This is a genomic window from Pseudomonas crudilactis, from assembly GCF_013433315.1.
Lineage (GTDB): Bacteria > Pseudomonadota > Gammaproteobacteria > Pseudomonadales > Pseudomonadaceae > Aquipseudomonas > Aquipseudomonas crudilactis.
Window position 1 is genome coordinate 42,892 of the sequence record NZ_WXVV01000018.1, and the last position, 25,559, is coordinate 68,450.

The 25,559-nt window shown below is 58.8% G+C and carries 23 protein-coding genes; 8 read left to right on the plus strand and 15 right to left on the minus strand.

Annotated elements, in window-relative coordinates:
* Positions 1-101: 101 nt before the first annotated feature.
* Positions 102-1,298 carry an AAA family ATPase gene (locus GTU76_RS19660; RefSeq protein ID WP_016985631.1) on the plus strand — a complete coding sequence of 399 codons (1,197 nt, stop codon included), beginning with the start codon at positions 102-104 and terminating at the stop codon, positions 1,296-1,298.
* Between the two features lie 194 nt (positions 1,299-1,492).
* On the opposite strand, the gene GTU76_RS19665 is transcribed toward GTU76_RS19660, so the two are convergent.
* From GTU76_RS19665 to GTU76_RS19710, 10 genes are all read right to left on the minus strand, one after another.
* Positions 1,493-2,365, minus strand: coding sequence for a transporter substrate-binding domain-containing protein (locus tag GTU76_RS19665; protein WP_016985632.1), 873 nt, complete (start codon positions 2,363-2,365; stop codon positions 1,493-1,495).
* Entirely contained in the window at positions 2,362-3,144 is a 783-nt protein-coding gene (locus GTU76_RS19670) for an amino acid ABC transporter ATP-binding protein (RefSeq protein WP_016985633.1), read from the minus strand. Before GTU76_RS19670 ends, GTU76_RS19665 begins: the two co-directional genes overlap by 4 nt.
* Entirely contained in the window at positions 3,141-3,800 is a 660-nt protein-coding gene (locus GTU76_RS19675) for an amino acid ABC transporter permease (protein WP_007918714.1), read from the minus strand. Before GTU76_RS19675 ends, GTU76_RS19670 begins: the two co-directional genes overlap by 4 nt.
* The gene (locus tag GTU76_RS19680) at positions 3,781-4,446 is read right to left on the minus strand and encodes an amino acid ABC transporter permease (protein ID WP_008083580.1); all 666 of its coding nucleotides are present in this window, start codon (positions 4,444-4,446) and stop codon (positions 3,781-3,783) included. The genes GTU76_RS19675 and GTU76_RS19680 overlap by 20 nt, the downstream gene beginning before the upstream one ends.
* Before the next feature lie 529 nt (positions 4,447-4,975).
* Positions 4,976-5,773: a MetQ/NlpA family ABC transporter substrate-binding protein gene (locus tag GTU76_RS19685; RefSeq protein ID WP_016985636.1), complete on the minus strand. Its 798-nt coding sequence runs from the start codon at positions 5,771-5,773 to the stop codon at positions 4,976-4,978.
* A gap of 166 nt (positions 5,774-5,939) precedes the next feature.
* Positions 5,940-6,872, minus strand: coding sequence for a sigma 54-interacting transcriptional regulator (locus GTU76_RS19690; protein ID WP_180699379.1), 933 nt, complete (start codon positions 6,870-6,872; stop codon positions 5,940-5,942).
* Positions 6,873-6,926: 54 nt separating this feature from the next.
* Entirely contained in the window at positions 6,927-7,508 is a 582-nt protein-coding gene (locus GTU76_RS19695; protein ID WP_077570156.1) for an alpha/beta hydrolase, read from the minus strand.
* A 365-nt stretch (positions 7,509-7,873) separates the two neighbouring features.
* Positions 7,874-8,275, minus strand: a complete 402-nt coding sequence (locus GTU76_RS19700; RefSeq protein WP_003220570.1) for an ExbD/TolR family protein — start codon at positions 8,273-8,275, stop codon at positions 7,874-7,876.
* A 1-nt stretch (position 8,276) separates the two neighbouring features.
* The gene (locus tag GTU76_RS19705) at positions 8,277-9,002 is read right to left on the minus strand and encodes a MotA/TolQ/ExbB proton channel family protein (RefSeq protein ID WP_180699380.1); all 726 of its coding nucleotides are present in this window, start codon (positions 9,000-9,002) and stop codon (positions 8,277-8,279) included.
* Positions 9,003-9,047: 45 nt separating this feature from the next.
* Positions 9,048-9,857, minus strand: coding sequence for an energy transducer TonB (locus tag GTU76_RS19710; protein WP_180699381.1), 810 nt, complete (start codon positions 9,855-9,857; stop codon positions 9,048-9,050).
* A gap of 358 nt (positions 9,858-10,215) precedes the next feature.
* Here GTU76_RS19710 and GTU76_RS19715 point away from each other — a divergent pair, with 358 nt between their 5' ends.
* Positions 10,216-10,527, plus strand: coding sequence for a hypothetical protein (locus GTU76_RS19715; protein ID WP_180699382.1), 312 nt, complete (start codon positions 10,216-10,218; stop codon positions 10,525-10,527).
* 90 nt (positions 10,528-10,617) lie between these two features.
* Here the strand turns inward: GTU76_RS19715 and GTU76_RS19720 are convergent, their stop codons facing one another.
* The 3 genes from GTU76_RS19720 to GTU76_RS19730 form a co-directional block, all read right to left on the minus strand.
* Complete coding sequence (locus GTU76_RS19720) at positions 10,618-10,944, minus strand: hypothetical protein (protein WP_038359731.1); 327 nt, start codon at positions 10,942-10,944, stop codon at positions 10,618-10,620.
* 190 nt (positions 10,945-11,134) lie between these two features.
* Complete coding sequence (locus tag GTU76_RS19725) at positions 11,135-12,478, minus strand: aryl-sulfate sulfotransferase (protein WP_180699383.1); 1,344 nt, start codon at positions 12,476-12,478, stop codon at positions 11,135-11,137.
* A 23-nt stretch (positions 12,479-12,501) separates the two neighbouring features.
* On the minus strand, positions 12,502-14,862 hold the full coding sequence (locus tag GTU76_RS19730) for a TonB-dependent receptor (RefSeq protein WP_180699384.1): 2,361 nt from the start codon (positions 14,860-14,862) through the stop codon (positions 12,502-12,504).
* Between the two features lie 165 nt (positions 14,863-15,027).
* On the opposite strand from GTU76_RS19730, the gene GTU76_RS19735 reads away from it, so the two are divergent.
* Both GTU76_RS19735 and GTU76_RS19740 read left to right on the plus strand, forming a co-directional pair.
* On the plus strand, positions 15,028-15,972 hold the full coding sequence (locus tag GTU76_RS19735) for a LysR family transcriptional regulator (RefSeq protein WP_093440466.1): 945 nt from the start codon (positions 15,028-15,030) through the stop codon (positions 15,970-15,972).
* Between the two features lie 214 nt (positions 15,973-16,186).
* Complete coding sequence (locus GTU76_RS19740) at positions 16,187-17,803, plus strand: alkaline phosphatase family protein (RefSeq protein ID WP_180699385.1); 1,617 nt, start codon at positions 16,187-16,189, stop codon at positions 17,801-17,803.
* A 198-nt stretch (positions 17,804-18,001) separates the two neighbouring features.
* On the opposite strand, the gene GTU76_RS19745 is transcribed toward GTU76_RS19740, so the two are convergent.
* Positions 18,002-18,910, minus strand: a complete 909-nt coding sequence (locus GTU76_RS19745; RefSeq protein ID WP_180699386.1) for a TauD/TfdA dioxygenase family protein — start codon at positions 18,908-18,910, stop codon at positions 18,002-18,004.
* A gap of 181 nt (positions 18,911-19,091) precedes the next feature.
* On the opposite strand from GTU76_RS19745, the gene GTU76_RS19750 reads away from it, so the two are divergent.
* Entirely contained in the window at positions 19,092-20,012 is a 921-nt protein-coding gene (locus GTU76_RS19750) for a LysR family transcriptional regulator (RefSeq protein WP_016985202.1), read from the plus strand.
* Positions 20,013-20,107: 95 nt separating this feature from the next.
* Here the strand turns inward: GTU76_RS19750 and GTU76_RS19755 are convergent, their stop codons facing one another.
* Positions 20,108-21,121, minus strand: a complete 1,014-nt coding sequence (locus GTU76_RS19755; RefSeq protein ID WP_180699387.1) for an ABC transporter substrate-binding protein — start codon at positions 21,119-21,121, stop codon at positions 20,108-20,110.
* Between the two features lie 396 nt (positions 21,122-21,517).
* Between GTU76_RS19755 and GTU76_RS19760 the strand changes: the two genes are divergently transcribed.
* Genes GTU76_RS19760 through GTU76_RS19770 form a run of 3 tightly spaced genes read left to right on the plus strand, consistent with a single transcriptional unit; the run spans position 21,518 to position 25,553 of the window.
* Positions 21,518-23,116: an ABC transporter permease gene (locus tag GTU76_RS19760; RefSeq protein WP_180699388.1), complete on the plus strand. Its 1,599-nt coding sequence runs from the start codon at positions 21,518-21,520 to the stop codon at positions 23,114-23,116.
* Positions 23,113-23,928 (plus strand): ABC transporter ATP-binding protein, encoded by an 816-nt coding sequence (locus GTU76_RS19765; protein ID WP_180699389.1) that lies wholly within the window; start codon positions 23,113-23,115, stop codon positions 23,926-23,928. The genes GTU76_RS19760 and GTU76_RS19765 overlap by 4 nt, the downstream gene beginning before the upstream one ends.
* A gap of 14 nt (positions 23,929-23,942) precedes the next feature.
* A complete protein-coding gene (locus GTU76_RS19770; protein ID WP_180699390.1) occupies positions 23,943-25,553 on the plus strand; it encodes an arylsulfatase in 1,611 nt (536 codons plus the stop codon).
* The last annotated feature ends 6 nt before the right edge of the window (positions 25,554-25,559 follow it).

Genomic DNA, 25,559 nt, shown 5'->3' on the forward strand with positions numbered 1-25,559 from the left:
GAGCTTAGAACAGGGTTCCGCCTTCGCCTGCGCGATCACAACATTTCCCTGTAGGAGCCTTCGGCAGCTCCTACAATGGGCGCCTCAAGAGAAGGAATTCCATGCTCAACACTCTGGCAGTGGCCAATTACCGCTCGATCAATAAATTGGTGATCCCGCTCGGCCGACTGAACTTGATCACCGGCCCCAACGGCAGCGGCAAGTCCAACCTCTACCGGGCCTTGCGCCTGTTGGCGGAAACCGCACAGGGTGGCGTAGTCAATGCGCTGGCCCGTGAAGGCGGACTGGAGTCGACCTTCTGGGCCGGGCCGGAAACCATCAGTCGACGTATGCGCAACGGCGAAGTGCCCATTCAGTCGACGGTGCGCCAGGGGGTGAAGCGACTGCGCCTGGGGTTCGCTGGGGAAGATTTCAGTTATTCGATCAGCCTCGGGCTGCCCGATTCCAACGGTCACTTCATGCTGCCCGAGCATTCGCGACCAATCCCTTCGCGCTTCAGCCTCGACCCGCAGATCAAGCGCGAATGCATCTGGGCCGGCGCGCTTTACCGCCCCGCCAGCCTGCTGGTCGATCGCGACGGCCCGATGATCCGCGCACGCACCGAACGAAAATGGGATGTGCTGGCGCAACACACGCCGAACTTTGACAGCCTGTTCGATCAGGTCGGCAGCCTGCGCAGCTCGCCGGAAGTGTTTCAGATGCGCGAGTTCATTCGCCGCTGGCGCTTTTACGATCACTTTCGCAGCGATGCCGATGCACCGGTGCGCCAACCGCAACTGGGCACGCGCACGCCGGTGCTGCATCACGACGGTCGGGATCTGGCGGCGGCGTTGCAGACCATCATCGAGATTGGTGATGGGGATGCGATGCGTGCGGCGATTACCGATGCGTTTCCTGGCGCGCGGGTGCATATCGAAGCGCAGGCCGGTGGACGGTTTGCCATCGAGTTTTATCAGGAAGGCTTGTTGCGGCCGTTATCGGCGGCGGAGTTGTCGGACGGGACGCTGCGCTATCTGCTGCTGGTCGCGGCATTACTGACGCCACGGCCACCGTCATTGATGGTACTGAACGAACCGGAAACCAGTCTGCACCCGGATCTGTTGCCGGCGTTGGCGCGCTTGATCATTCGTGCGTCTGAGCAGTGTCAGGTGTGGGTGGTGTCGCATGCGCGGCGGTTGATTTCAGCGTTGCAGGAAGACCCGGAGTGCAATTGCATTGTGCTGGAGAAGACACTGGGGCAGACCGGGATTGTCGGGCAGCGGGTGCTGGATGAACCGGCGTGGCATTGGCCGGATTGAGCGTTTCAGCCAAAAGCCCCTCACCCTAACCCTCTCCCCGAGGGAGAGGGGACTGACCGAGTTGTTCTTTCGAACTACGCCGACGTGAAATTCCTGAGCTGAACTCAAGTTTTGAAAGGCATGAGGATCGGCTCCCTCTCCCTCGGGAGAGGGCTGGGGTGAGGGGCAGGCCTCACCACCGACTCAACAGACAATCACCCCTGCCACTTGCCACCCTCGACAATCACGCTCTCAGGCTTGGTGTCATCGCTCAGTTCTTTACGCACGTATTGGTCGTACAGCTTGAGCAGATACTTCTCTTCACCCAACTTCGTCAGCTCGGTATTCACCCAGTCACGCAACTCGATATTGCCCTTCTTCACCGCCGGCGCAATTGGCGCTTCAGCCCCCAGCTTTTCATCGAGCACGCGATAGCCCGGGTTCTGCTTGGCCCAGCTGAACAGCACCAGATTGTCCTGCGCATAGGCATCACCACGACCATTGGCCAAGGCTTGCAGCGATTCGGAGTTTTTCTCGAACTTCAGCAGCTTCCAGTCCGGATGATTCTTGGTCAGCCAGATATCCGCCGTCGTACCGGTGGTGACGATAGTGGTGCGGGTCGCCAAATCATCGAGGTTTTTCACCGAGCTGCTTTGCGGTACCAGCGCCTGCACCGCAACCTTGAGATTCGGATTGGTAAATTCCACCGCTTCCTTGCGCTCAGGCGTCACGGTCATGTTGGCGAGGATCAGATCGACCTTGTCGCTTTGCAGGAACGGAATACGGCTCGCCGGCTCGACGGCAACGAACTCGACCTTGTTTTCATCGCCGAGCAGATCCTTGGCGAAACGGCGGCCGATATCAGTATCGAAGCCGACGTAGCGCCCGGCCTCATCGACAAAGCCGAACGGTGGCTTGTCGGTAAAGACGCCGACGATCAGTTTGTCGCGAGCCTTAATCTTGTCCAGGTAACCAGCCGGCGCAGTGCTTTCGCTGGCGACTTTCGGCTTCGGCGGTTCTTCGGTTTTGCTGCAACCGGCGAGCAAGGCGAGGCTGAGCAGGGGCAGTAAAAAAGCGGCAGTTTTCATAACAGTTCCAGTTCCTTTGTCGGATTCGTTTTTGGCAGTGTTGCCACGAAGGAGAACTTCTCCAGAAACTGCTGCGCGCGTGCGGTTTGCGGGTTCGTAAAGAAAATCTCGGGCGGGTTCTGTTCAAGGATGCGCCCGGCATCCATGAACACGATGCGGTCGGCCACCGCGCGGGCGAAGGCCATTTCATGGGTGACGATCAACAGGGTCATGCCCTCACGAGCGAGGCCCTGAATGACCTGCAAAACTTCCTTGACCATCTCCGGGTCGAGGGCGGCGGTGACTTCATCGAAGAGCATCACCCGTGGATTCATGCATAGCGAACGGACGATGGCGATACGTTGCTGCTGACCACCGGAGAGCTGACGCGGGAAGGCGTCACGCTTGTCCGCCAGCCCCACGCGTTCGAGCAACGCTTCGGCTTGTTGCTGCGCTTCGCGGCGCTGACGTTTTTGCACCTTCAGCGGCCCAAGCAGCAGATTGTCGAGCACGTTCATGTGCGGGAACAGGTGATAACTCTGAAAGACCATGCCGATCTGCTGGCGGATGTCGCGCCAGTCAGTGACCTTGTCCAGCAGCTCTCGGCCGAGAAACTTCAGGCTGCCGCTGTGGGCCTCTTCCAGACCATTGAGGCAACGCAGCAAAGTGCTTTTGCCGCAGCCGCTGGGGCCGAGGATGACGATCACTTCGCCGCTCTGCACCTGCAGATCGATGCCGTTAAGCACCTGCTGCTCACCATAGAATTTGTTGAAGCCGTGAAACTCGATCAATGCGCTCATGCTTGCGTCCAGCGCCGCTCCAGCACGCGCGAGGCGGCCGAGAGCGGGTAGCAGATGAAAAAGAAAAACAGAAACAGCGCGCCGTAGATCAGCACCGATTCGTAAGTGCGCTCGATGATCTGCTGGCCGACCTTGATCACGTCGACCACACCGATCAACACCGCCAGCGAGCTGGTCTTGATGATCCGTGTGTAGACGTTGATGGTCGGTGGCGTCATGCGTTTCAGCGCTTGCGGCAGCAACACGTAACCGTACAGTTGTGCGGCGTTCAGACCGATCGACAGCCCCGCTTCACGCTGTCCGCGTGGCAACGAATGCAGCGCGCCACGCGCCACTTCGCCCACCTCGCTGGCGCCCCACAGCGACAGCACCAGCACCGCGCACCAAAAGCTGGGAATGCTCAGGCCGAAGAAAATCGGCAGACCGAAGAACAGCAGGTACAACCAGACCAGTACCGGAATCGCCCGGAACAGCTCCAGATACACCCGCAAAATCGCGTTGAGCCACGTCACGTTCAACGTGCGCAACACACCGTAGAGCACGCCACCGACGGTGCTGATGGCGATGCTCAGAAACGAGATCGACAAGGTTTGTCCGGCGCCCTTGGCCAATTGCGGCAACGACACCCAGAGCAGTTCAAGACCCGAACTGGCCATGCTGGAGCCTCCTTTCCAGACGGCTGAGCAATAGCGACAGCGGCAAAAACAGCAGCACGCAGATCAGCGTCAGCACGGCGAGCATTTCGTAGGTTTTGTAATAGAGCGCGATGTAGCTCTTGGTGGTGTAGAGAATTTCCGGCACCGCCACCGCCGAGACCACGGTGGTTTCCTTGAGCAGGAAAATGAAATTGGCGAATAGCGATGGCAAGCTGAGGATCCCCGCTTGCGGCAGGATCACGTAACGCAACAATTGGCCGTGGGACAGACCGATGGAGCGCCCCGATTCCAGTTGCGCCTGCGGCACCGCATCGACGCCCGCACGCAGCACTTCGGTGAGATAGGCGCCGCCGAGGAAGGTCATGGTGATGATCGCGGCAGTGAAACCGGACACCTGAATCCCCACTGCCGGCAAGGCGAAGTAGACGAAAAACAACTGGATCAGCAGCGGCGTGTTGCGCGCCAGTTCCACGTACAGGCCCACCAGTTTTTGCAGGTACGGCGTGCGGAACACCAGAATCGTCGCGTTGAGCAGCGCCACCAGCAACGAGGTGCCAATGGCGATGAATCCGACCTGCAGCGTCACGCCCACGGCTTTGAGAAACGCCGGCAGGGTGCTGAGGATAAATGCGTAATCGAAAGTCATGAAACGTCCTGGACGCCGCTCGGTAAGCGACGGTGGTGCAGTCCGTGGACAGCGGATGGCTGTCCCGCAAGCACCGACTTTATAGGTATAAAAACAAGAATTTAAATACCGTTAAAGCATATTGATATCACCCAAAAAACTATCCTGTGGGTTTGCCGGGAAGGAATAAGAAGGCTATTTTCCTTTGCGCTGTAGGACGGATCTTTTTTTCACGAAAGCCCTCCAAGGATGAACAGCTTTTGGCCAGACTCTCCCGGCCAACCCCATAACAAGGAAGAAAACATGGACGTAAAAGTGCCGCAGCGACTGGATCCGCAAGAGATTGTGAAATTGTTGGTGGCGTTGAGGCGGGCGTTGAAGGCTGCAGCGTAAGTCAAAAGCCCCTCACCCCAGCCCTCTCCCTCTGGGCGGTCCGACGTTTCGGGAGGGTTAGGGTGAGGGGCTTTTTCAACGCACACACAAAAACGCCGATGCCCATCACTGGTCATCGGCGTTTTCACACCTTGAAGGGGTTCACTCAAGCGTCAGATCAGAACGCCGGCAGTACCGCACCGTTGTACTTCTTCTCGATGAACGCTTTGACTTCCGGGCTGGTCAGGGCTTTGGCCAGTTTCTGGATCGCGTCGCTGTTCTTGTTGTCCTCACGGGCCACCAGGAAGTTCACGTATGGCGAGTCAGCGCCTTCGATCACCAGCGCATCCTTGGTCGGATTCAACTTGGCTTCCAGCGCGTAGTTGGTGTTGATCATGTCCAGATCAACTTCCTTCAGAACGCGTGGCAGCAGGGCCGATTCCAGTTCCTTGAACTTGAAATTGTGCGGGTTCTTGGCGATGTCTTTCGGCGTGGCCAGCGCGTTTTTCGGATCTTTCAGTTCGATCAGGCCAGCCTTCTGCAGCAGGATCAGCGCACGGCCGCTGTTGCTGCCTTCGTTCGGGATGGCGATGGTCGCGCCGTCCGGCAGTTCAGCCAGGGTCTTGTATTTGCTCGAGTAGCCACCGAACGGTTCAACGTGCACGCCCTGCACAGTCACCAGGTACTTGGACTTGTCGTCCTTGTATTTGCCCTGGTTGAAGCTGTTCAGGTACGGCAGGGTCTGGAAGTAGTTGGCGTCCAGACGCTTCTCGCCAACCTGTACGTTCGGCTGAACGTAGTCGGTGAAGACTTTGATTTCCAGATCCACGCCTTCTTTGGCCAGGGTCGGTTTGATCAGCTCAAGGATTTCAGCGTGCGGCACCGGGGTCGCGGCAACCACCAGTTTCTCGCCGGCATTGGCCAGGGAAGCAGTCAGAGCAGCCGCCAATGCGGTAAACAACAGAACCTTTTTCATGCAGTGTCCTTATCGAAAATCACGGTCGTCATCGACGACGGCATTAATACGTGTGCCAGTGAAGTGATATCGCTGGCGTGGGTCGGACAATACCGGGATTTTTTATTCCCGGACAATAACGTTTATTCAGCTTCATATTCCATTTTGTTCATGTTGAACGAAACGGTTACAACGTCTTACTCAAACGAATCAGCAAATCTTTCAATGCCTTACGCTCGGCGACGCTGCCACCGATGTTGATTTGTGTCACTAGCCGTTCGATCTGAAGCTGCGGGCCAGACACCTCGGGCAGATTCAGGTGCTCCGGCAGAATCTCGTCGCCGGTACTCACCAGCAAGGCAAAGTGAATGACATTTTCCAGCTCGCGGGTGTTGCCCGGCCAACTGTGTTGTTCGAGCACGTGCTGCGCCGCTTCGCTGATCAGCGGCACGGGCAAGTCGAGGCGCTGGCTGTAAATGCCGAGGAAATACTCGGCCAGCGAAAGAATGTCGCCGATGCGCGCGCGCAAGGCGGGCAATTCCAGTTGCCCATCGCTCAGGTAGTGATAGAGCCGCTCATGAAATTTGCCGGCGTCCACCGCTTGCGCCAGATCGATGCTGGTCGCCGCCACCAGGCGCACATCCACTGGACTCGGCTGCGGCGCACCAACCCGGGTGACTTCGTGGTTCTCCAAAGCCGCCAGCAATTTGATCTGGATCGGCAGCGGCAAATCGCCGATTTCATCAAGGTACAAGGTGCCGCCATTGGCCGAACCGAACCATCCGGCGCGGCTGCTGGCCGAACCGCTGTAGGTGCCAGCGGCATAGCCGAACAGTTCGGCATCGGCGTAAGTGGGGCTGATGGCGCCGCAATTGACCGAGACGAATAAGCCGCTGCGATCACTGGCGCGATGGATGTGCCGGGCGAGCAATTCTTTACCTGTCCCCGTCTCACCGCGAATCAATACTGAAATCGCACGCGGGGCTAATAGCTCCAACTCCTCGCGCAACTGACGCGAGCGCGGGTCGACAAAAACCAGCGCTTTGGCACGAATGCTCAGGGGGCTTTTTTCAGCGTCGGGAAAGGTCAGCAATGGCTGACCGAATGTTTCAAAACTCATGGCAGACTCCCGCCCAAAACCGCCGGCAGACGGGGGCGTTGAAAGAAATAAAAATCAGGCGCGGCGGCGGGCGTGGTGTTCCATGCGGTTTTGCAGGCGATAGAGATAAGCGAAACCCTGCTCCCAGCGCTGATGCCCGGACTTGACGTTGATGTGTCCGGCACCGGCGAGAATCCCCGCCTCGGCGCCCCAGTTGCGCGCCAGCTCCAGCGCGCGCGGCGCACTCACGGCAGCATCGTTGTCGGAGCTGACCACCTGGCTTGGAAATGGCAGCAGATCGGTCGGAATCGGTGCGAAGTTGCGCAGTGCCGGGGCGCAGGCCGGACGTTCGACATCCGCTGGCGCAACCAGCAAGGCCCCGCGGACCTGACGCAGGTATTGCAGCGGCGCAGTGGCTGCCCAGTGGGCAACGGTAACGCAGCCGAGGCTGTGCGCGATAAGGATGACGGGCGTGCTGTCGGCAGCAATCGCCTCGGCCAGTGCCGCGACCCAGTCTTCTCGACGCGGCGTCAGCCAGTCGGCCTGCTCGACCCGCGCACTGTTCGGCAGGCTGTTCTGCCAGTGGCTTTGCCAATGATCTTCTGGCGATCCTTGCCAGCCCGGCACAATCAGGTAGCGGATTGATTCGTTGCGCATGGGGAGCTCTCCTGCGTCGTGTCTGTTCCTGAACGAGTATAGGGAGGGGATTTATATTCGTTAAGGAATAAGAAGCTATTTATTAAGACCTGAATTGAATATGAGATGTGTGCATGGCTTGAAATCTTTTCCCCCTCACCCCAGCCCTCTCCCCCAAGGGGGCGAGGGGGAAGGGAGCCGATCACCTGGCCTTTCAAATCCGGAGTTCGACTGGGTATTTCAGGTCGGCGTATAGCGGCCAAACAACGCGGTCAGTCCCCTCTCCCTCCGGGAGAGGGCTAGGGTGAGGGGCTTTTCTCCCTGCCAAAAATAAAAAAAGGGCCGCACCCTGCCAAGGAGACGGCCCCGGAAAAACATGAAATCTGTTACCGCGCAGTAATCACCGACAACTTGGTAATCCCCGCCCGTTCAATCGAAGCCATGGCCCGTGCCACTTCGCCGTAGTTCACCCCGTCATCGGCCTGCAATTGCACGCGCACTTCCGGGTCCTTGGCCTTGGCCGACTTGAGGTTGAATTCCAGCAAGTCCGGCTGAATCTCATCCTTGTTGATAAACAGTTTGCCCGCGCCGTCGATGCTCACCACCAGCGGATCCTTCTGCTCGACCGGCGCCACCGCCTCAGTCTTCGGCAGATTGATCGGGATCGCGTTGGTCAGCAGCGGCGCGGTGACGATAAACACCACCAGCAGCACCAGCATCACGTCCACTAGCGGCGTCACGTTGATCTCGCTGAGTACCTCGTCACTGTCTTGCGTGGAGAAGGCCATATCAGGACGCCTCCTTCACTTTTGCCGCGTTGCCCGGCGCTGCAACCTTGTGCGCGGTCGGGTGGATCAACACACGGAACGCACTCTTCTGCGCCAGGCTGTAGAAGTCGTGGGCGAAGTCATCGAGATCCGCCGCCGTCAGTTTCAGACGACGCAAAAAGTAGTTGTAAACCAGCACCGCTGGCACCGCGACGGCGATCCCCACACCAGTCGCAACCAGTGCCGCACCGATCGGCCCGGCCACCGTTTCCAGGCTCGCCGAACCTGCCGCGCTGATGCCTTTCAACGCTTCCATGATTCCCCACACCGTGCCGAACAAACCAATGAACGGCGACGTACTGCCAATACTGGCGACCACTGCCAAGCCTGTTTCCAGCGAACGCCGTTCGCGGACAATTTGCTGGCGCAGTGCGCGCTCCAGTCGATCCTGATGGTTGATCGCCTGGCTCAAATCATTGGCCTGTGGCGCCTCGCCCACTTGAATCGCTGCGTAACCGGCCTGCGCTACTCGTGCGGCGGCGCCGGGTTGGGTCTCGCTCAATTCAGCGGCGGAATCCAGACTCGACGCCGCCCAGAAACGTTTATGAAAACGCCGGTCCTGTGCCTTCAGACGTCCGAACTGCACAGCCTTGAGCGATGCCAGGCCCCAGGTGGCGACGGAAAAAACCACCAGCAGCCAGATCACCGCGCTTTCGATGGATTCCAGTGGAGATGCCAGTAACGTCATGATGTATTCCCTCGTGTAAACATTTCGCGCGAATTTGGTTTCGGTTTAATGAATCTTGAAATCGATGGGCACGCTGACCCAGCCGTCCTGGGCCACATCACCCTGCTTGGCCGGAACGAAACTCCAACGCTTCACGGCATTCAGCGCCGCGTCGTCGAGCTGTTGCCGGCCACTGCTTTTGGCTATCTGGATCTCACCCGGTTTACCGCTGGCAAGCACATGCACGCGCAGCAACACCGTGCCTTCCCAACCGCGACGCTGAGCCAGCGACGGATATTCCGGTGCCGGGTTTTTCAGGTACGCGGCATTTGCCGAGGCCGGGGTTACCGGTGCCGGCGCGGGAGGTGCAGGTGGCGCTGGCGCCGCAACCGGGGCTGCCGGTTGTGGCGGCGCCGGTGGTTGCTCAAGCGCTTTCGGTGTTGGTTTGGGTGCCTGTTTAACCACCGGTTTCGGTTTCGGAACGGGTTTTGGCGGCGGCGGTTTTACCGCCAGTTCGTCTTCCACCGGCGGCGGTGGCTCAACCACAGGCGCAGGTGGTGGCGGCTCGACAACCGGTGGCGCTGGCGGCGCCGGGCGCGAGAACTCGATGGTCATCGGCGGAATTTCCGGTGGCACGATCGGCAGCACTGGCGTCGGCTTCTGGCTGATCCAGTAGATCACCGCGCCGTGCACCACCAATGCGAGCACGCCGAGCAGAATAGTTTCGCGCCGACTCAGAATTCCCTTGGGCGCACGCTGCAAACGCAACTGCCCCAACGGCACACGATGCGGCCGGCCGAGATCGACCAACTCGCCACCCGGCGTCTGACGCCACAGCAATTCCTCTGCGCTGGCGGCGGTCTGGACATTGCCCATTGATTCACTCCCTGCGGTCTTTTTGCGTTCTCTACAAAAACTGCCGATCAACCGTTTTGTTGAATCCCCCACGGTGGATCGTTGGGTGAATCATTGGGCTTGAAGCTTATCTCCGAAAGTAACCTTTCAAGTTATATATAGACCATTTGGCTATATTAAAATTGATCATTTCTCGCAAAGCCACGCCAATCAAGGGCCGCAGCCCAGCGCCAAAAACGCCATGCTTTTCAAGCATTAAAAGTATTCGCTGAAGGTATGGGGCAGCCCTACATTCCTGCTTACAACAATCAAGTTGCGCGATTAGTCGTGGACGCATTAGATCATCAGCGCATGTTCAATCGACTCAGGAAGAGTAATGATGCAATTAACCAAACGGACAATGATTTACATGGCGCTACTACTGGCGCCCTTATCGGTGGCCTCGGCCGCGACGAAGATCACGCTGCCTGCGCAACTGGAGATCAGCAACAAAACCAGCTTCCCCCTTTATGTATTTCAAAACGAGTGGCGCAAAGTTGTGTTGCCGGGCGAACGTATTCAGACCAAGGACTACAAAGAGTCAGCTGTGACAGTCGCTACATCGACACCCGAGGCGGCGATCAAGTTTGTGACGCTTAGTCACGCAAAAGGCTGCAGAGCGCAAACCTGTGTATTAATTACGGGCAATTAACTGATCGCCGGTATCGTAGCGGCGACTTTCTCGAGGGTTATAAAAAAGCCGCCACGCCCGATAAAGGCGTGGCGGCTTCTTTAGCCACTGTTACTGCTTGACGAACTCCCCTGCCAGGGTCACTACTTCACCGTCAAAGTTAGTACGGGAACCGGCCGCGCGAACTTTCGCGTAATTGTGATCGGGAGAAAACAATGACCATGCTTGAAACCCGCTATTACCATTCAGACCGACAAACGTAATGGTGGTAGGTTGTCCGGTGCTGTTCTGGAAATGGTAATGCCCGTAGCTGACGTCATAGTTAACGCCGCCCTGGCTGAACGTGCCACTGAATGTACCGTTGGAATCGTTGCCATCGGTAATCGTCAGTTTGGCGCCAGCGTTAGCGTTCACATAAGTGCCATTAATGCTCGACATGATTCGATTTCCTTTATCGTTGGGATAAGTATCTTCCGATGAGAGCAAGTTTCCTCCTGGAAACTCACGACAGTCAGGATGGTTGCACATTCAATTATTGTCCACGCGACTTACTAACGAATTTGCAATAAGCACCCTTCAACCCGCTCATAACTTATCGCCGTTCGTTCGAACACTAATTCCAATTCAACTAACGACTGGCATTGGTTTGTTGCGCGCCGACAACCGGGGCATTAACCGCCGTCTCGGAGCGTGGCGTACCGGTTGGCACCCAGTCATAACTCACAGGCAACGCCCGATAGACCCAATTGCTGATCGCGTCGCTGCCCGGCGCCTTACCGAGATACGGGCTGACGTATTCCCAGACATTTTCACCACTGGCCGTCACCTGGAAAAACCGTCCGTTCATGCCTTCGTCGATCAGCGTGTTGCCGTTGGGCAAGCGCCGCGCGCTGCTGATAAACGAGCTGTAGAACGCCCACCCCGGTTGCTTCGAATTGGCCGCGCTGTACTGCCAGACGATCTCACTTTTCACCGGATCGATTTCCAGTACCCGCGAGCCGGAAATCAGCCCGAGGGTAACGTTCGGATAACCCGCCGATCCCTGGTTATCGAACACCAGCAAATTGCCGGCACCTGGCAATCCGGCCGGAATGATGTGTGCATCATGCTGACCGACGAACTGATCCACCGGGCGCGGCAATTTTTGCGCAGTTTTCGGGTTGATCAGCGGCAGGTTCGGGCCGAGACGCCAGACCACTTTGCCGCTGTTCTTGTCGATGATCGCGATGAAGTTGGCGTTGCGTGAATCGATCAGCAGGTTGTCCGGATTGAAGCGCTTGTCACCGGCATCGAACCACTTGTTCGGCCCCACCAGACTGAGGTTGTTGATGTGCAGGTAGTCCGGATTTTCACTGGCGCGCACCAGCTTCAACTGCTCGGCGGTGAAGCCGAATTCATTCAGATGCTCCGAGGCCAGCCACTGCCATTTCAGCGCGCCGTCGGGGCTGACTTCATAGATCGCATCGTCAATCACCTCGGGCACTTTAAAGCCTTTGACCTTGTGCACCTTGTTCGCCAGCACCACGGTGTTGCCGTTGCTCAAACGGCGCTGATCATGGTGTTGTTGCGCTGCGCCACCGGGCGCCTTGTCGCCCCACTGCCAGACGACTTTGCCATTCCAGTCCAGCTCGCCGACGCTCTGATTGCCCAACCCGTTGCCGGCCGAACCGAGTTTACCGGGATCCTTTTCACTCAGTTGCAACAGCACATGGCCGCGCTCGCCGCCGACCAGTTTCGGGTCGATGATCGCTGACGGGAAACCTGCCTGTGGCCAGGTTTTCACCTCGTTGCCGTTCATGTCGATCAGGTGCGTCTGCTTGTCGGCGCCGCTGAAAATCACGTACTGATTGAAAGCCTTGTTCGGGTCATAACGGGTCACGCCGGTCGGGTAAACACTCGGTGCGGCGAATGCGCCGGCACTGAGCACTGCGCCGGACAGCAACACCGGCAAAGCGGTTTTGATACGCAACATGATGCAGTTCCTTGCGTGACGAATCAGAAGTCGTAGCGACCGGTGACGCCGAGGGTGCGAGGTGTGCCGAGCAAGCCTTCATAGCCGCCGTTACCGCCCGTCCAAAGGGTCGTGTAGTAGGTTTTGTCGAAAGCGTTTTTCAGCCACAGGGATACGTCCCACTGGCCCTGATTGAAATCGCCGCGCAGGCCGGTGGAGAAGTTGACCACGGCGTAACTCGGGATCTGTCCGAAGTCGGAATCCTCGACGGTACCGACGGCTTTCGAGCGAAACGCATAGCTCGCGGTGACGTAAGGTTCGAAGCCGTTACCCAGATTCCATTTGTATTCACCGTTGGCGTTGCCGATCCATTTCGAGGCGCCGACCACTTGATGGCCGCTGAGGTCGCAGGACGCTGGAGCACCTGGCGCCTGACTGACTTCCGGCGGGCACGGGGCATCTTTGTACGAGAGGTAACTGACGTCGTTGTAGGAGCCGTTGATGTTCAGGGTCAGGCCGCGCAGCGGGATCACCGTGCTTTCGAACTCGACCCCGCGTGAACGTACGGAACCGGCGTTCGTCAGGTACTGCACACGGTTTTCCGCGTCGTAGGCGTTGGTCTGGTAAGCGTTGACCTGAGTCCAGAAGACGTTGGCGTTGAGTTGCAGACGGTGATCCCACAGCGTGCTCTTGAAGCCGAGTTCGGCGTTGTTCGCGCGTTCAGTGCCGATCAGTAGCGAATCGGCGCCGGCCACCGGCGCAGAACCGACGGCGAGGTTAACCCCGCCGGATTTCTCGCCGTGGGATAACGTGGCGTAGCCGAGCACATCGTCGGTGATCCGGTAGCTGAGATTGAGCAGCCCAGAGGGACTGGAGCTGTACTGATTCAAATCGCCGGAATCGTAAGCGCCGGCACGACCACGTCGTGCGGTGGCCGCCGCGCCTGTTACAGCAGCGCCACCAATCGGCGCATCCCTCGTGACCCAAGCGGATTTTTCTTCATAAGTGCCACGCACCCCGGCGGTGAAATCCAGCCGCTCGCTGAGGTGCCATGTGCCTTGGGCGAACAGCGCAAAACTGTCGGTCTTGATATGGCCGTTGCCAATGCTGGTGACGTTGGCCAGCGCACCGCGCGCGGTGCCATTCCAGATATCGGCTTGCGGGCCGTAATAAGCGAAGGATTTATTGTCCAGATCCGAACCGAAGTAGTAGGCGCCGACGACGTAATCGAAGAACTCGCCCTTGGGCGAGGCCAGGCGAAATTCCTGCGAGTACTGTTTGTCTTCCACCGACACCCCGGCGTTGTAACTCGCCGGCACGTTGAGGCCATCGTCGTTGCGCGGGGTGAAATTCCAGAAGCGATAGGAGCTGATCGAGGTCAGCGTGAAGTCGCTCGGAAGCGTCCAGTTAGCCTCCACCGAAGTGCCGCCCTGATGCACGGTGACATGCTGATCGTTGTCCAGATTGACCTTGCGGTGCGAGCCATTGACCAGCGTTGCGCCGGCGGCATTGGCGCGCGACTGGTAAAGATTGACGCCATTGATGGTCGGCCCGGTGTTGTACAACACGCGGGTGCCGGCGCTGGAATCTTCTTCGTTGTAGTCGCCGATCCAGCGCAGGTTGAAATCTTCGTTGGGCTTGAACAGCAGCTGCGCGCGGAAGCCCTCGCGCGAGCCGCCATTCAAATCATGGCCGTCGTATTCGTTTTTGATGTCGCCGTCGCTACGGGTGCGATAGGCCGAAAAACGCCCGGCCAGTTGATCATTGAGCGGCCCGGAAATGGTGCCCTTGGTCTGGAAATACCCGTCCTCGCCGACCGAGGTTTCGATGCTGCGCTCAGGGGTGAAGGTTGGCGCGCGGGTGCTGATGTTGATCACCCCGGCAGTGGTGTTTTTGCCGAACAACGTCCCCTGCGGCCCACGCAAGACTTCGAGCTGTTCGATATCCATCAGGTCAAACACCGCCATCCCCGGGCGGCCCAGATAGACGTTGTCGATGTACAGGCCAACGCTGCCTTCCAGGCCATCGCTGGCCGGGTTATTACCGAGACCGCGGATCGATACGCTGGACTGCCGCGCGTGCATGTAGGCGACGTTGACGCTGGGCACCAGTTGCTGCAAATCCTGAATCCGGTAAACCCGTTGCGTCTCCAGATTCTGCCCGCTGACCACGCTCATTGGCGTCGGTACGTCCTGCGAACTTTCTTCGCGGCGGCGGGTGGTGACGGTTACGGTTTCCAGCTGTGAACTGTTAGCGGCAGGCTTGCCGGCCGGCACCGGCGCCGGGGTTTCGGAGTCGGCGGCGTAACCGTGAGTCCAGCTCGCGCTCCCTGCCAGCAACAGGGCCAGAGGCAGGCGTTTGAGCCGTCGTGGCGTTAGGGGTGACGCAAGGTTCAACGGACTCATGGCGCGGCTCCTGGTCAAAAAATACACAGACATCATCAGCGCTGTATATTCTTTTAAGTTATTTATTTATGGATTTACAAATATTTACTGCATAAGAGATTGCCTTTATAAGGAGTCGACCTAATGCATATCCAATGCATTTCCCGGATATTTTTTATGTGAAAAATGCATATCGACTTGCGCCAACTTCGTCACTTCATCGCCCTAGCTGAACAACGCAGCTTCGTCGCCGGCGCGCAGGCGGTGAACCTGTCGCAGTCGGCGTTCAGCCGCAGCATTCAGGCGCTCGAGCACAGCGTCGGCTGCCAGTTGGTCGATCGCGGGCGCAAGGAATTACCGCCGACCAAACAGGGCCAGGTCCTGCTTGAGCACGCGCGGCGACTGGTCAGTGGCGCGCAGCAGATGGCCAACGAGATCAGTCAGTTCAATGGGCTGGAAGCGGGGGAATTACGCTTCGGTTGTGGGCCGGCGCCGGCGGCGGGTTTGATCCCTCGGGCGATTGGCAGCTTCATCGGCCGCTATCCGAAAGCGCGGGTGCAGTTTCAGGTCGATGACTGGCAAAGTCTGAGCAAGCGGTTACTCAGCGAAGAGTTTGAATTTTTCGTCGCGGACACTCGGCACTTCGAGGCAGATCCGGATTACCTGACCTACCGGTTGCGACCGCGCAAATGGCATTTCTGCTGCCGTGCCGGCCACCCTTTGGCCGGGTTTGAGCGGGTCACCGCCGAGCAATTGATGAGCTATCCCTTGGCGGTAAGTATTCGTCCGCCGAACCTGCGCAAAGTCATAGTCGACCTCAGTGGGCGGCCGGATTTCACACCCAATGTGGAGTGTGAAAACAGCTCGAGCCTGCTCAGCGTGGTGCTGCGTTCGGATGCGATCGGGATTGTCGGGGCGTATTCCGACGCGCTGCATCAGGCCAAAGGTGAGTTGGTGTGCTTGCGCATCGAAGGACTGGCGGATGATCTTGAGGAGCTGTACACCCGCTACGGGATTGTCAGCCGCGCAGGGTATCGGTTGTCGCCGTTGGCGGAGGCGATGATTGAGCAGATCAAGGCGATTGATCAGCAGGATGAAGAGGTTTGCTCACTACAGAATCTCGCCGTTTGATCGGACCTCTTCGCGAGCAAGCTCGCTCCCACAATGGATTGTGGTGAATACAGAATGTGTGATCGCCACCAACCCTGTGGGAGCGAGCCTGCTCGCGAAGAGGCCGGCACAGGCACCGATGCATTTCCTGCATAAAACCCATTCCCCAAATGCACTTGCCGAACACCCCCACTGAAAGCGAAAAACCCCACCTGTCTCTCTGACCGGTGAAACCATGTCCAACTCGCCAAACCCCGTGCGCAACGTGCTGTACATCATGTGCGATCAACTGCGCCGCGATTACCTGTCCTGCTACGGCCATCCGCATCTGCACACGCCGAATATCGATCGCCTGGCTGCAGCCGGCGTGCGTTTCAGCCGCGCCTACACCCAAGGCACAATTTGCGGCCCGTCGCGGATGTCGGCCTACACCGGACGCTATGTCAGCAGCCATCAAGTGGCGTGGAACGCCGTGCCGTTGCCGCTGGAAGAACTGACCATCGGCGATTACCTGCGCCCGCACGGCATTCGTACTGCGCTGGTCGGCAAGACCCACGCGACGGCGAATGTCGATGCCTTGCAACGCCTGGCAATCAATCCCGAAAGCGAACAGGCCGAAATCCTCAACGAAGTCGGTTTCGAACCTTACATGCGCCACGACGGCATCTACCCCGACGACCCGCTGTTCGACGACAAACGCGAATCCGCGCCCTATACCCATTACCTGCGTGAACACGGCTTCGACGGCAAAAACCCTTGGCACGACTGGGCCAACGCCGCCGAAGGCGCCAACGGTGAAATCCTCAGCGGCTGGCAAATGCGTCATGCGAATTTGCCAGCACGAATTCCCGAGCAACACTCAGAGACTGTCTACACTACAAATCGAGCCATCGACTTCATCACCGAGCAAGGCGAGAAATCGTGGTGTTTACACCTTTCCTATATCAAACCGCACTGGCCCTACATCGTACCGACGCCGTACCACGCCTTGTACAGTACGAAATCGATTCTCGAAGCGATCCGCGCGACGCCCTCCGAAGCCAGCAAACACCCCGTATACACTGCCTTTCGTCAGCATGAGGAAAGCCTCAACTTTTCCCGCGACTCAGTACGATTGACTGTAATCCCTACGTACATGGGCCTGATCAAGCAGGTGGATGATCAACTCGGACGGCTGTTCGATTTTCTGCAGAGCAATGGTCGATGGGATGACACGCTGATCGTGTTCACCAGCGATCACGGCGACTTTTTGGGCGATCACTGGCTCGGTGAGAAGGAGTTTTTGCTGGAGCAGGCGGTGGGGGTACCGTTGATCGTGCGCGACCCTCGCGCGGCGGCGGATGTCACGCGCGGAACGGTAGATGATCGACTGGCGGAAACCATCGACGCCCTACCGACGTTTCTTCAAGCGTTGGGGTTGCCGGGGGCAGAGCATCGGCTTGAAGGGCGCTCGTTGATCCCGCTACTGCACGGTGAAAACCCAGATTGGCGGCGTTATGCAATCAGCGAATACGACTATGCCTTCCAGGCGCCGGCGCGGGAGCGTCTGGGCCAGCCGATTGATCGTTGCCGCATGACCATGGTGCGTAGCGAGCGCTGGAAATACCTGGCGTACGACGGTTTTCGACCGCAGTTGTTTGATCTGCTGAATGATCCGCAGGAGTTGCGTGATCTGGGGGATGACCCGGCGTTCGCGGCGGTGCGCGAGGAGCATGCGGGGTATTTGTTTGAATGGGTGCGGGGGTTGAAGCGGAGGACGACGATCAGTCATCAGGAGATTGATTTGCGGGGGCAGCGGTTTCGTTATGGTGAGCCGGAGACCGAGAAGGTTGTGCAGATTGGGGTTTGGTAGCGGGAAGTGCCCCTCACCCTAACCCTCTCCCGGAGGGAGAGGGGACTGAATGGGGGATATTTCAGAGGTACACCGACCTGATCGTGCTTCACCGAATCCATAATCGATAAAGATCTTTCAGGTCCACGCATAACCCAAAACAACTCGGTCGGCTCCCTCTCCCTCCGGGAGAGGGCTGGGGTGAGGGGCTCTTGATCTTCAGTCACGACCTTTGATGGTTTGACTGCGCTGCCCATTCGCCCCCACCGGCACTTCACCCTTGAGCGTCACCCGCCGCACCACCCGATCCTGAGTACCGTAATCATCAATCGCATAATGCTGCGTCGAGCGGTTGTCCCAGATCGCCACATCACCAGCCTTCCAGCGCCAGCGCACGGTGTTTTCCTGACGGATCACATGACTCTGCAACAGCCCGAACAGATGCGCCGAATCCGCCTGCGAATAGCCCTTGATGCGTTTGACGAAATGCCCCAACAACAAACTCTTCTCGCCACTGATCGGGTGCACGCGAACTACCGGGTGCTCGGTCTCGTACACGGTGGAGGTGAAGACCTTGCGATAGCGCTCAAGCTTCTCCACCGAGACGTCCGGTTTCGCGCTGGCGTAGTCGTATTCGTTGCTGTGCACGGCGACCAGTTTGTCGGCCAGTTCACGCAGCTCGGTCGGCAAGCCGTTGTACGCCGTCGCGGTGTTGGCCCACAGCGTGTCGCCACCGAAGGCCGGGGCTACCACCGAGCGCAGGATCGAGGCTTTCGGGTAGGCGTCGACGAAGGTTACGTCGGTGTGCCAGGAGTTGGCGCGCTGGCCTTCAGCGCCGTCCAGTTCGAGCAGATAACGGGTGCCCTCACGGGACGGGACGGTCGGGTGCGCCACGGGTTCGCCGAGCAAATGGGCGAAGGCTTCCTGACGCTGATCATCAAGCTGGGTCTGCTCACGGAAGAACACGACTTTGTATTGCACCAACGCTTGTTGAATGGCTTCGATCGTGGCGGCGTCCAGTTCACCGGACAAATGCACGCCACGGATCTCGGCGCCGATACGACCGGCCACCGGGTGGATTTCCAGCGCGTGGACAGCGGGTTTAACTGCGAGTGCGGCATTGCTCATGGGTAGACCCTCATCGACTGCTTACGGTTGGACGGCAGCGAAACAACGCTCTATCTATATTCCATTTACATCTAATAGATATTCACATGCTTCGTTGACGGAATAAGAGCTTGCATTTAAAACCTCTAGCAACCCTCGTCGCAAATGCCTTCGAGCTATTTTTAGGATGCCGGAAAAGCATATGGATCTTCGCCAGTTGCGTTACTTCATCGCCCTCAACGAACACCGCAGTTTTGTCCGTGCGGCGGACGCGATGGGCATCACACAGCCGGCGTTCAGTCGCAGTATTCAGGGGCTGGAGCAGGAATTCGGCTGCGTGCTGGTGGATCGCGGCAACAAGGATTTGCGCCCTACACCCGAGGGCCAAGTGGTGCTGCAACACGCCCTGAGCCTGGTGCAAGGCGCGGCGCTGCTCAGCGCCGAAGTGACGCAGATGACCAAGCTCGACGCCGGCGAGGTGCACTTCGGTTGCGGCCCGGCGCCAGCAGTGAAACTGGTGCCGGATGCGGTGGCGCAATTCATCAACGCGCACCCGAAAGTGCGCACCTGTTTTCAGGTGGATAACTGGGAAAAACTCAGTCGCGCCCTGAGCCGTGAAGAGATCGAGTTCTTCATCGCCGACATCCGCCATTTCGAATCCGATCCGAACTTTCAGACCCAGGCACTGACACCCAAACGTGGGGTGTTTTTCTGCCGGCCGGGGCATCCGCTATTGGCCAAGGAAAGCCTGTCGACCAACGACATGTTCGACTACCCGCTGGCGACCACGCTGATCCCGCCGGGCATTCGTAAATTGCTGGCGAACCTCAGTGGACGCATCGACTTTTCCCCGACCATCGAGACCGAGCACTTTCCGGCGCTGGTGAAGGTGGTGCTGCAATCGAATGCGATTGGCGTGGGCACGGAGGAGGCGTTTGTCGAGGACATTGCCAAGGGTTCGCTGGTGTTGCTGCACTGGCGCAATCTGCCGCAGAACCTGGAAAGCATGAATGCGCGCTGCGGGATCGTCAGTCGCACCGGGTTTCGCCTGTCGCCGGCGGCGCGGGCGCTGATCGAGACGTTGGTCGCGGTGGATCGGCAGGACGTCAGCGTCGCTGTTTAGGACGCTATCGCGAGCAGGCTCACTCCTACAGGGGAACGCATTCCAAATGTAGGAGTGAGCCTGCTCGCGATGGCACCGGGTCAAACGCTAAAGATTCAGAGTTTGGCCGCGGCCAACTCAGGCGCCACCCAATCGTTGACCTTGAACGGCTTGCGAATCAGCTTCTGCTGCGCCGCCAGATCCACTTTGTCCTGCAAGCTGCCGAGGAACACCGGATCCAGCGTCGACGGGAACACTTCGCTCAATTTCTGATCCTGCAGATCCTGCGTCAGGATCACCGGTGGATAACTGGCCAGACCCGAGACCAGTTGCACGTAAGCCGCCTTGTTGCTGTCCTCGGTCAGCCACTCCACCGCCTGCTGCTGTGCCTTGAGCAATTTCGCCACCGCTTCCGGGTGCGCGTCGACAAACTTGCCCGTGCCGACCAGTACCGACTGCACGCTGCCTGCGCCACCGAGATCCTTGGTGTTCAGCGGCAACTCGGCCAGGCCCTTGGCCTGCAATGCGGTCAACCCGGAACTGCCCCAGGACGCATCGATCTGCTTGGCTGCCAACGCCGCGACCGCTGCATTGAAATCCAGATTGATGACTTTCAGATCCTTCTCGCTCAGGCCCTGACTGGCCAGCGCCGCATCAAACGACAACTGCGTGGCGGTGCCACGGAAGATCGCCACGCGCTTGCCCTTGAGATCCTGCAAAGTTTTGATCCCAGAACCCGGCACCACCCCCAGATACTGCTTCACGCCACGCGCACTGGCGCTGAGCAAACGTGTATCCAGACCATTGGACTTGCCGATGATTGCCGCCAGATCGCCCAGATACGCCAGATCAACCTGACCATTGGCAAATGCCTCGTTGATCACCGGCCCGGCACCTTTGAAGAAACTCCACTGAATCTTGATGCCCTGCTCGGCGAAGGCTTTTTCGAAAATCTGCTGATCGCGCAACACGTCGACCACGCCGCCGCCGCTGTGCTGGGTGCCGGCACTCAGGTCGGGCACGGCGATTCTGATTTCCTTGAGTTCGTCGGCATGCGCGGTGAACGCCAACAGGCCCGCCAGAGCAGGAACGGCAAACAGACTGAAAACACGTTTGAAGGGGAGGTTCATGGGTGCAGCTCCTTGATCACGACGGGCGTTGAGGAGCCGAAAGTAGGCCGAATGAATACCTTCGCTTAAATACTATAAATGCACATTTTTATAGCTTTTAACGCTAAGCGAGCATTAACGGGGCTTGCAGCGGCGTATGCATTAACAGCATCGAAAATATTCTTCGAATGCATTGGATGCGTGTGGGCTGGAGGCCTTAAATGGCGCTGCTTATCTCTAAAAACAACTTATTAACGATTATTTATAACCATTAGCTCTTAGTTAATACCGCAAGAGATCGCAGCCTTCGGCAGCTCCTACAGGGGTCAATGCAAGGACGCATTCCCCCGTAGGAGCTGCCGAAGGCTGCGATCTTTTGATCTTGATCTTGAGCCAACCCGACAACGGAGGTCACCCATGGCCCGCCAATCATTGCTCAGTCTTCCACTCCCCGCTCCGCCGCTGAAGAGTCGGCGTACATGGCCAAGCCTGAACCAACGACTGTTGCCGTGGCTGCTGCCGCTCAGCCTGTTCGCCCTGTGGTGGCTGGCCGCCCGCAACGAATGGATGAGCGAACAGATCCTGCCCGCGCCGTCACTGGTGTGGAACAGCGCTGTCGAGTTGTCGCAGGGCGAGTTGTGGAGCCATCTGTGGATCAGTCTGCAGCGTTTGTTCTGGGGACTGCTCGCGGGGGTTTCTGCGGGTGCATTGCTCGGCGCAGCACTGGGATTCAGTCGTCGTCTTGAACGCTTGATCTTCCCGACCTTCGCCGGACTTTCACAAATACCGACGCTGGCGTGGATTCCCTTGTTCATGGTGTTCTTCGGCATCGGCGAAGTACTGAAACTGGTGGTGCTGATCAAAGCCATCGTGGTTCCGGTAACCCTGCACACACTGGTCGGCGTAAGAGATGCACAACCAAAACTGCGCGAAGCTGCCGCTGTTTTACGCTTGCCACCGCACCTTTTGATTCGACGCCTGGTGCTGCCCGCCGCCCTTCCCGCGTTCATGGCTGGCGTACGTCTGGCATTGGCCGCCGGGTGGACCTCATTGCTAGCAGTCGAACTGCTGGCCTCCAGCGAAGGCATCGGTTACCTGATGGTCTGGGCGCGGCAGTTGTTCATGCTCGACATCGTGTTCGTCTGCATCGTGGTGATCGGTTTGATCGGTGTAGCGATGGATCGCGGTATCGGCCTGCTGGACAAGAAACTGGTGCACTGGCCGCACCCGGCCACTGCTGAAATTCGCCGCGGCCCGCGTTATGAAGGCTGGCAGCGGCTGCAACCATGGCTGCTACCGCTGGGCTTGTTGGCGCTGTGGCAATTGGCAAACGAACTGCAGTGGGTCGATGCCAACATTCTGGTCAGCCCGTTGGCCGTTTTGAGCACGGCATGGGCTGGCGTGCTCGATGGCACATTGATCAGCGGCATGGCGCTCAGCCTCGGTCGCACCCTCGGCGGTTTGCTGTTGGGCGGCGGACTCGGTTTTGCCCTCGGCTTGCTGCTGGGCTTGTCGCGCACCAGCGAACGCCTGCTCGGCCCGACCCTCGCCGCCCTCCGCCAGATCGCCATCTTCGCCTGGGTGCCGCTGCTCACCGCGTGGTTCGGTCTCGGCGAATTGGCCAAGTGGGTGTTCGTCGCCCTCGCCGCCTTCTTTCCGCTGTTTATCGCCACGCAACGCAGCGTTGCCAACCTCTCGCCACAACTCAATGAAGCCGCACAAGTGCTGCGCCTCAGCCTCGGCCAACGCCTGCGTCGGCTGGTGCTGCCGGGCGCCGCGCCGGGAATTTTCGCAGGCATCAGACTGAGCCTGATCTACGCCTGGCTCGGCACCATCGGCGCTGAATATTTCATGCCGTCCAACGGCGGCATCGGCAGCCAGATGATCGGCGCACAACAACTGCTGCGCATGGACCTGATCATGGCCGGCATGCTCTTCGTCGGCATCACCGGCGCCCTGCTCAACCTCATTGGCCAACGCCTGGAAATTCGCGCGACCCGCTGGAGACACGCATGAACGCACCGATTGTCAGCTTCAAACATGTAGGCAAATCCTTCGACGTCGACGGTTTCGAACTGGAGGCGATTCGCGAATTCAATCTGGACATTGCCGAGGGCGAGTTTGTCGCGATTGTCGGTTCCAGCGGCTGCGGTAAATCTACCTTGCTGCGCTTGCTGGTCGGTCTCGACACGCAATTTCGCGGGCAGATCACAGTGGATGGAAAAGCCGTCAGTGGCATCGGCGGCGAGCGCGGCATCGTCTTTCAGGAGCACCGTTTGTTTCCGTGGCTGACCGTCGCCGACAACATCGGCCTGGGCTTGGTCAACGAGCCGCTGAGCGCTGCGCAGAAGCAACAGCGGATCAACGATTTCATCGATCTGGTCGGCCTGCGCGACTTCACCCGTGCCTACCCGCACCAGCTCTCTGGCGGCATGGCCCAGCGCGTGGCGATTGCTCGCGGCCTGGTTGCCAGCCCCAGAATTCTGCTGCTCGACGAACCCTTGGGCGCGCTCGATGCACTCACCCGTCAGCAGATGCAGGACGAGCTGCTGGCGATCCGCGACCGCGCAAAAATCACCACGATCCTCGTCACCCATGACGTCGAAGAAGCGATCTTCCTCGCCGACCGCGTGGTGGTGATGGAGCCGCGTCCGGGGCGGATCAAGCAAGTGGTCGACATCGCCCTGCCCCATCCGCGCCAGCGCAGCAGTTTCGACTTCCATCAGTTGCGTGAAGAGCTGCTGCACGAGCTGACCAGTGACGACCATTACCAACCGAGCGTACCGGTACAGATCCGCGATCTGCCGCTGACGTTCATTGCCTGCTGAACAGGAGTTTTGCGATGCCGCAACGTCCCAATTTTCTGGTGATTCTGGCCGACGATTTAGGCTTCTCCGACATCGGTGCGTTCGGCGGCGAAATCGCCACGCCGCACCTTGATGCCCTGGCCAACAATGGCTTGCGTTTGACCGATTTTCATACCGCGCCGACCTGCTCGCCAACGCGCTCGATGTTGCTGACCGGCACCGACCACCACATCGCCGGCATCGGCACCATGGCCGAAACGCTGACCCCGGAACTCATCGGTAAACCGGGTTATGAGGGCTATCTCAATGATCGCGTGGTGGCGCTGCCGGAGTTGCTGCGCGAGGCCGGTTATCAAACGTTGATGAGCGGCAAATGGCACTTGGGTTTGAAGGCTGAACTGGCGCCGCATGCGCGGGGTTTCGAGCGTTCGTTTTCGCTGTTGCCCGGCGCGGCCAACCATTACGGTTTCGAGCCGACCTACGATGAAAAAACGCCCGGTCTGTTGAAATCCACTCCGGCGCTGTACATCGAGGACGACACGTTTCTCGACGAACTGCCCAAGGACTTCTATTCCTCCGACGCCTTCGGCGACAAGTTATTGCAGTACCTCAAAGAGCGTGACCAGACCCGGCCGTTCTTCGCCTATCTGCCGTTCTCCGCGCCACACTGGCCGTTGCAGGCACCGGCCGAGATCGTCGAGAAATACCGTGGCCGCTATGACGCTGGCCCTGAAGTGTTGCGCCTGGAGCGACTGGAAAAACTCAAAGCTCTCGGCCTGATTGAACCGGACGTCGAGCCGCATCCATTGATTCAGTTGACCCAGCAGTGGGACGCATTAAGCGAGGAACAAAAACAGATTTCCGCGCGGGCCATGGAGGTCTACGCGGCAATGGTCGAGCGCATGGACTGGAACATTGGCCGGGTCGTCGATTACCTGCGTCAGCAAGGGCAACTCGACAATACGTTCATCCTGTTCATGTCCGACAACGGTGCCGAAGGCGCGCTGCTGGAAGCGTTCCCCAAGTTCGGCCCGGAACTGGTGACGTACCTCAGCCATCATTACGACAACAGCCTCGACAACATTGGCCGAGCCAATTCCTACGTCTGGTACGGGCCGAACTGGGCGCAGGTGGCGACCGCGCCGTCGCGGTTGTTCAAGGCGTTTACCACCGAAGGCGGGATTCGCGTGCCGGCGCTGTTGCACTATCCGCAACTGGCGATCAAAGGGCAGATCAGCCATGGTTTCGGCACGGTGATGGACATCACGCCGACCATTCTCGATCTGGCCGGTGTGCGTCATCCGGGCAAGCTCTGGCACGGCAAACCGGTGGCGCCGTTGCGTGGCAAATCGTGGCTGGGTTTTTTGTCGGGTGAGACTGCGCAGGTGCATGACGAGCACACGGTGACGGGTTGGGAGTTGTTCGGGCGCCGGGCGATTCGGCAGGGGTCGTGGAAAGCGGTGTGGATTCCTGGCCCGGTGGGGCCGGCGACGTGGCAGCTGTATGATTTGAGCAATGATCCGGGGGAGATTCATGATCTGGCGGTGAGTCGGCCGAAGAAGCTCAGCGCGTTGATTGGGCATTGGCAGCAGTATGTCGAGGAGACTGGGGTGATTTTGAGTGAGTCGCCGTTTCAGCCGGATTGAAGGGGA

Coding starts and splice junctions, on each gene's coding strand:
- GTU76_RS19755 (WP_180699387.1), bottom strand. CDS start 21,121: ATGAACCTCCCCTTCAAACGTGTTTTCAGTCTGTTTGCCGTTCCTGCT.
- GTU76_RS19770 (WP_180699390.1), top strand. CDS start 23,943: ATGCCGCAACGTCCCAATTTTCTGGTGATTCTGGCCGACGATTTAGGC.
- GTU76_RS19720 (WP_038359731.1), bottom strand. CDS start 10,944: ATGTCGAGCATTAATGGCACTTATGTGAACGCTAACGCTGGCGCCAAA.
- GTU76_RS19690 (WP_180699379.1), bottom strand. CDS start 6,872: ATGAGTTTTGAAACATTCGGTCAGCCATTGCTGACCTTTCCCGACGCT.
- GTU76_RS19765 (WP_180699389.1), top strand. CDS start 23,113: ATGAACGCACCGATTGTCAGCTTCAAACATGTAGGCAAATCCTTCGAC.
- GTU76_RS19740 (WP_180699385.1), top strand. CDS start 16,187: ATGTCCAACTCGCCAAACCCCGTGCGCAACGTGCTGTACATCATGTGC.
- GTU76_RS19670 (WP_016985633.1), bottom strand. CDS start 3,144: ATGAGCGCATTGATCGAGTTTCACGGCTTCAACAAATTCTATGGTGAG.
- GTU76_RS19705 (WP_180699380.1), bottom strand. CDS start 9,002: ATGACGTTACTGGCATCTCCACTGGAATCCATCGAAAGCGCGGTGATC.
- GTU76_RS19725 (WP_180699383.1), bottom strand. CDS start 12,478: ATGTTGCGTATCAAAACCGCTTTGCCGGTGTTGCTGTCCGGCGCAGTG.
- GTU76_RS19760 (WP_180699388.1), top strand. CDS start 21,518: ATGGCCCGCCAATCATTGCTCAGTCTTCCACTCCCCGCTCCGCCGCTG.
- GTU76_RS19665 (WP_016985632.1), bottom strand. CDS start 2,365: ATGAAAACTGCCGCTTTTTTACTGCCCCTGCTCAGCCTCGCCTTGCTC.
- GTU76_RS19730 (WP_180699384.1), bottom strand. CDS start 14,862: ATGAGTCCGTTGAACCTTGCGTCACCCCTAACGCCACGACGGCTCAAA.
- GTU76_RS19675 (WP_007918714.1), bottom strand. CDS start 3,800: ATGGCCAGTTCGGGTCTTGAACTGCTCTGGGTGTCGTTGCCGCAATTG.
- GTU76_RS19710 (WP_180699381.1), bottom strand. CDS start 9,857: ATGGGCAATGTCCAGACCGCCGCCAGCGCAGAGGAATTGCTGTGGCGT.
- GTU76_RS19750 (WP_016985202.1), top strand. CDS start 19,092: ATGGATCTTCGCCAGTTGCGTTACTTCATCGCCCTCAACGAACACCGC.
- GTU76_RS19695 (WP_077570156.1), bottom strand. CDS start 7,508: ATGCGCAACGAATCAATCCGCTACCTGATTGTGCCGGGCTGGCAAGGA.
- GTU76_RS19715 (WP_180699382.1), top strand. CDS start 10,216: ATGCAATTAACCAAACGGACAATGATTTACATGGCGCTACTACTGGCG.
- GTU76_RS19660 (WP_016985631.1), top strand. CDS start 102: ATGCTCAACACTCTGGCAGTGGCCAATTACCGCTCGATCAATAAATTG.
- GTU76_RS19685 (WP_016985636.1), bottom strand. CDS start 5,773: ATGAAAAAGGTTCTGTTGTTTACCGCATTGGCGGCTGCTCTGACTGCT.
- GTU76_RS19680 (WP_008083580.1), bottom strand. CDS start 4,446: ATGACTTTCGATTACGCATTTATCCTCAGCACCCTGCCGGCGTTTCTC.
- GTU76_RS19745 (WP_180699386.1), bottom strand. CDS start 18,910: ATGAGCAATGCCGCACTCGCAGTTAAACCCGCTGTCCACGCGCTGGAA.
- GTU76_RS19700 (WP_003220570.1), bottom strand. CDS start 8,275: ATGGCCTTCTCCACGCAAGACAGTGACGAGGTACTCAGCGAGATCAAC.
- GTU76_RS19735 (WP_093440466.1), top strand. CDS start 15,028: ATGCATATCGACTTGCGCCAACTTCGTCACTTCATCGCCCTAGCTGAA.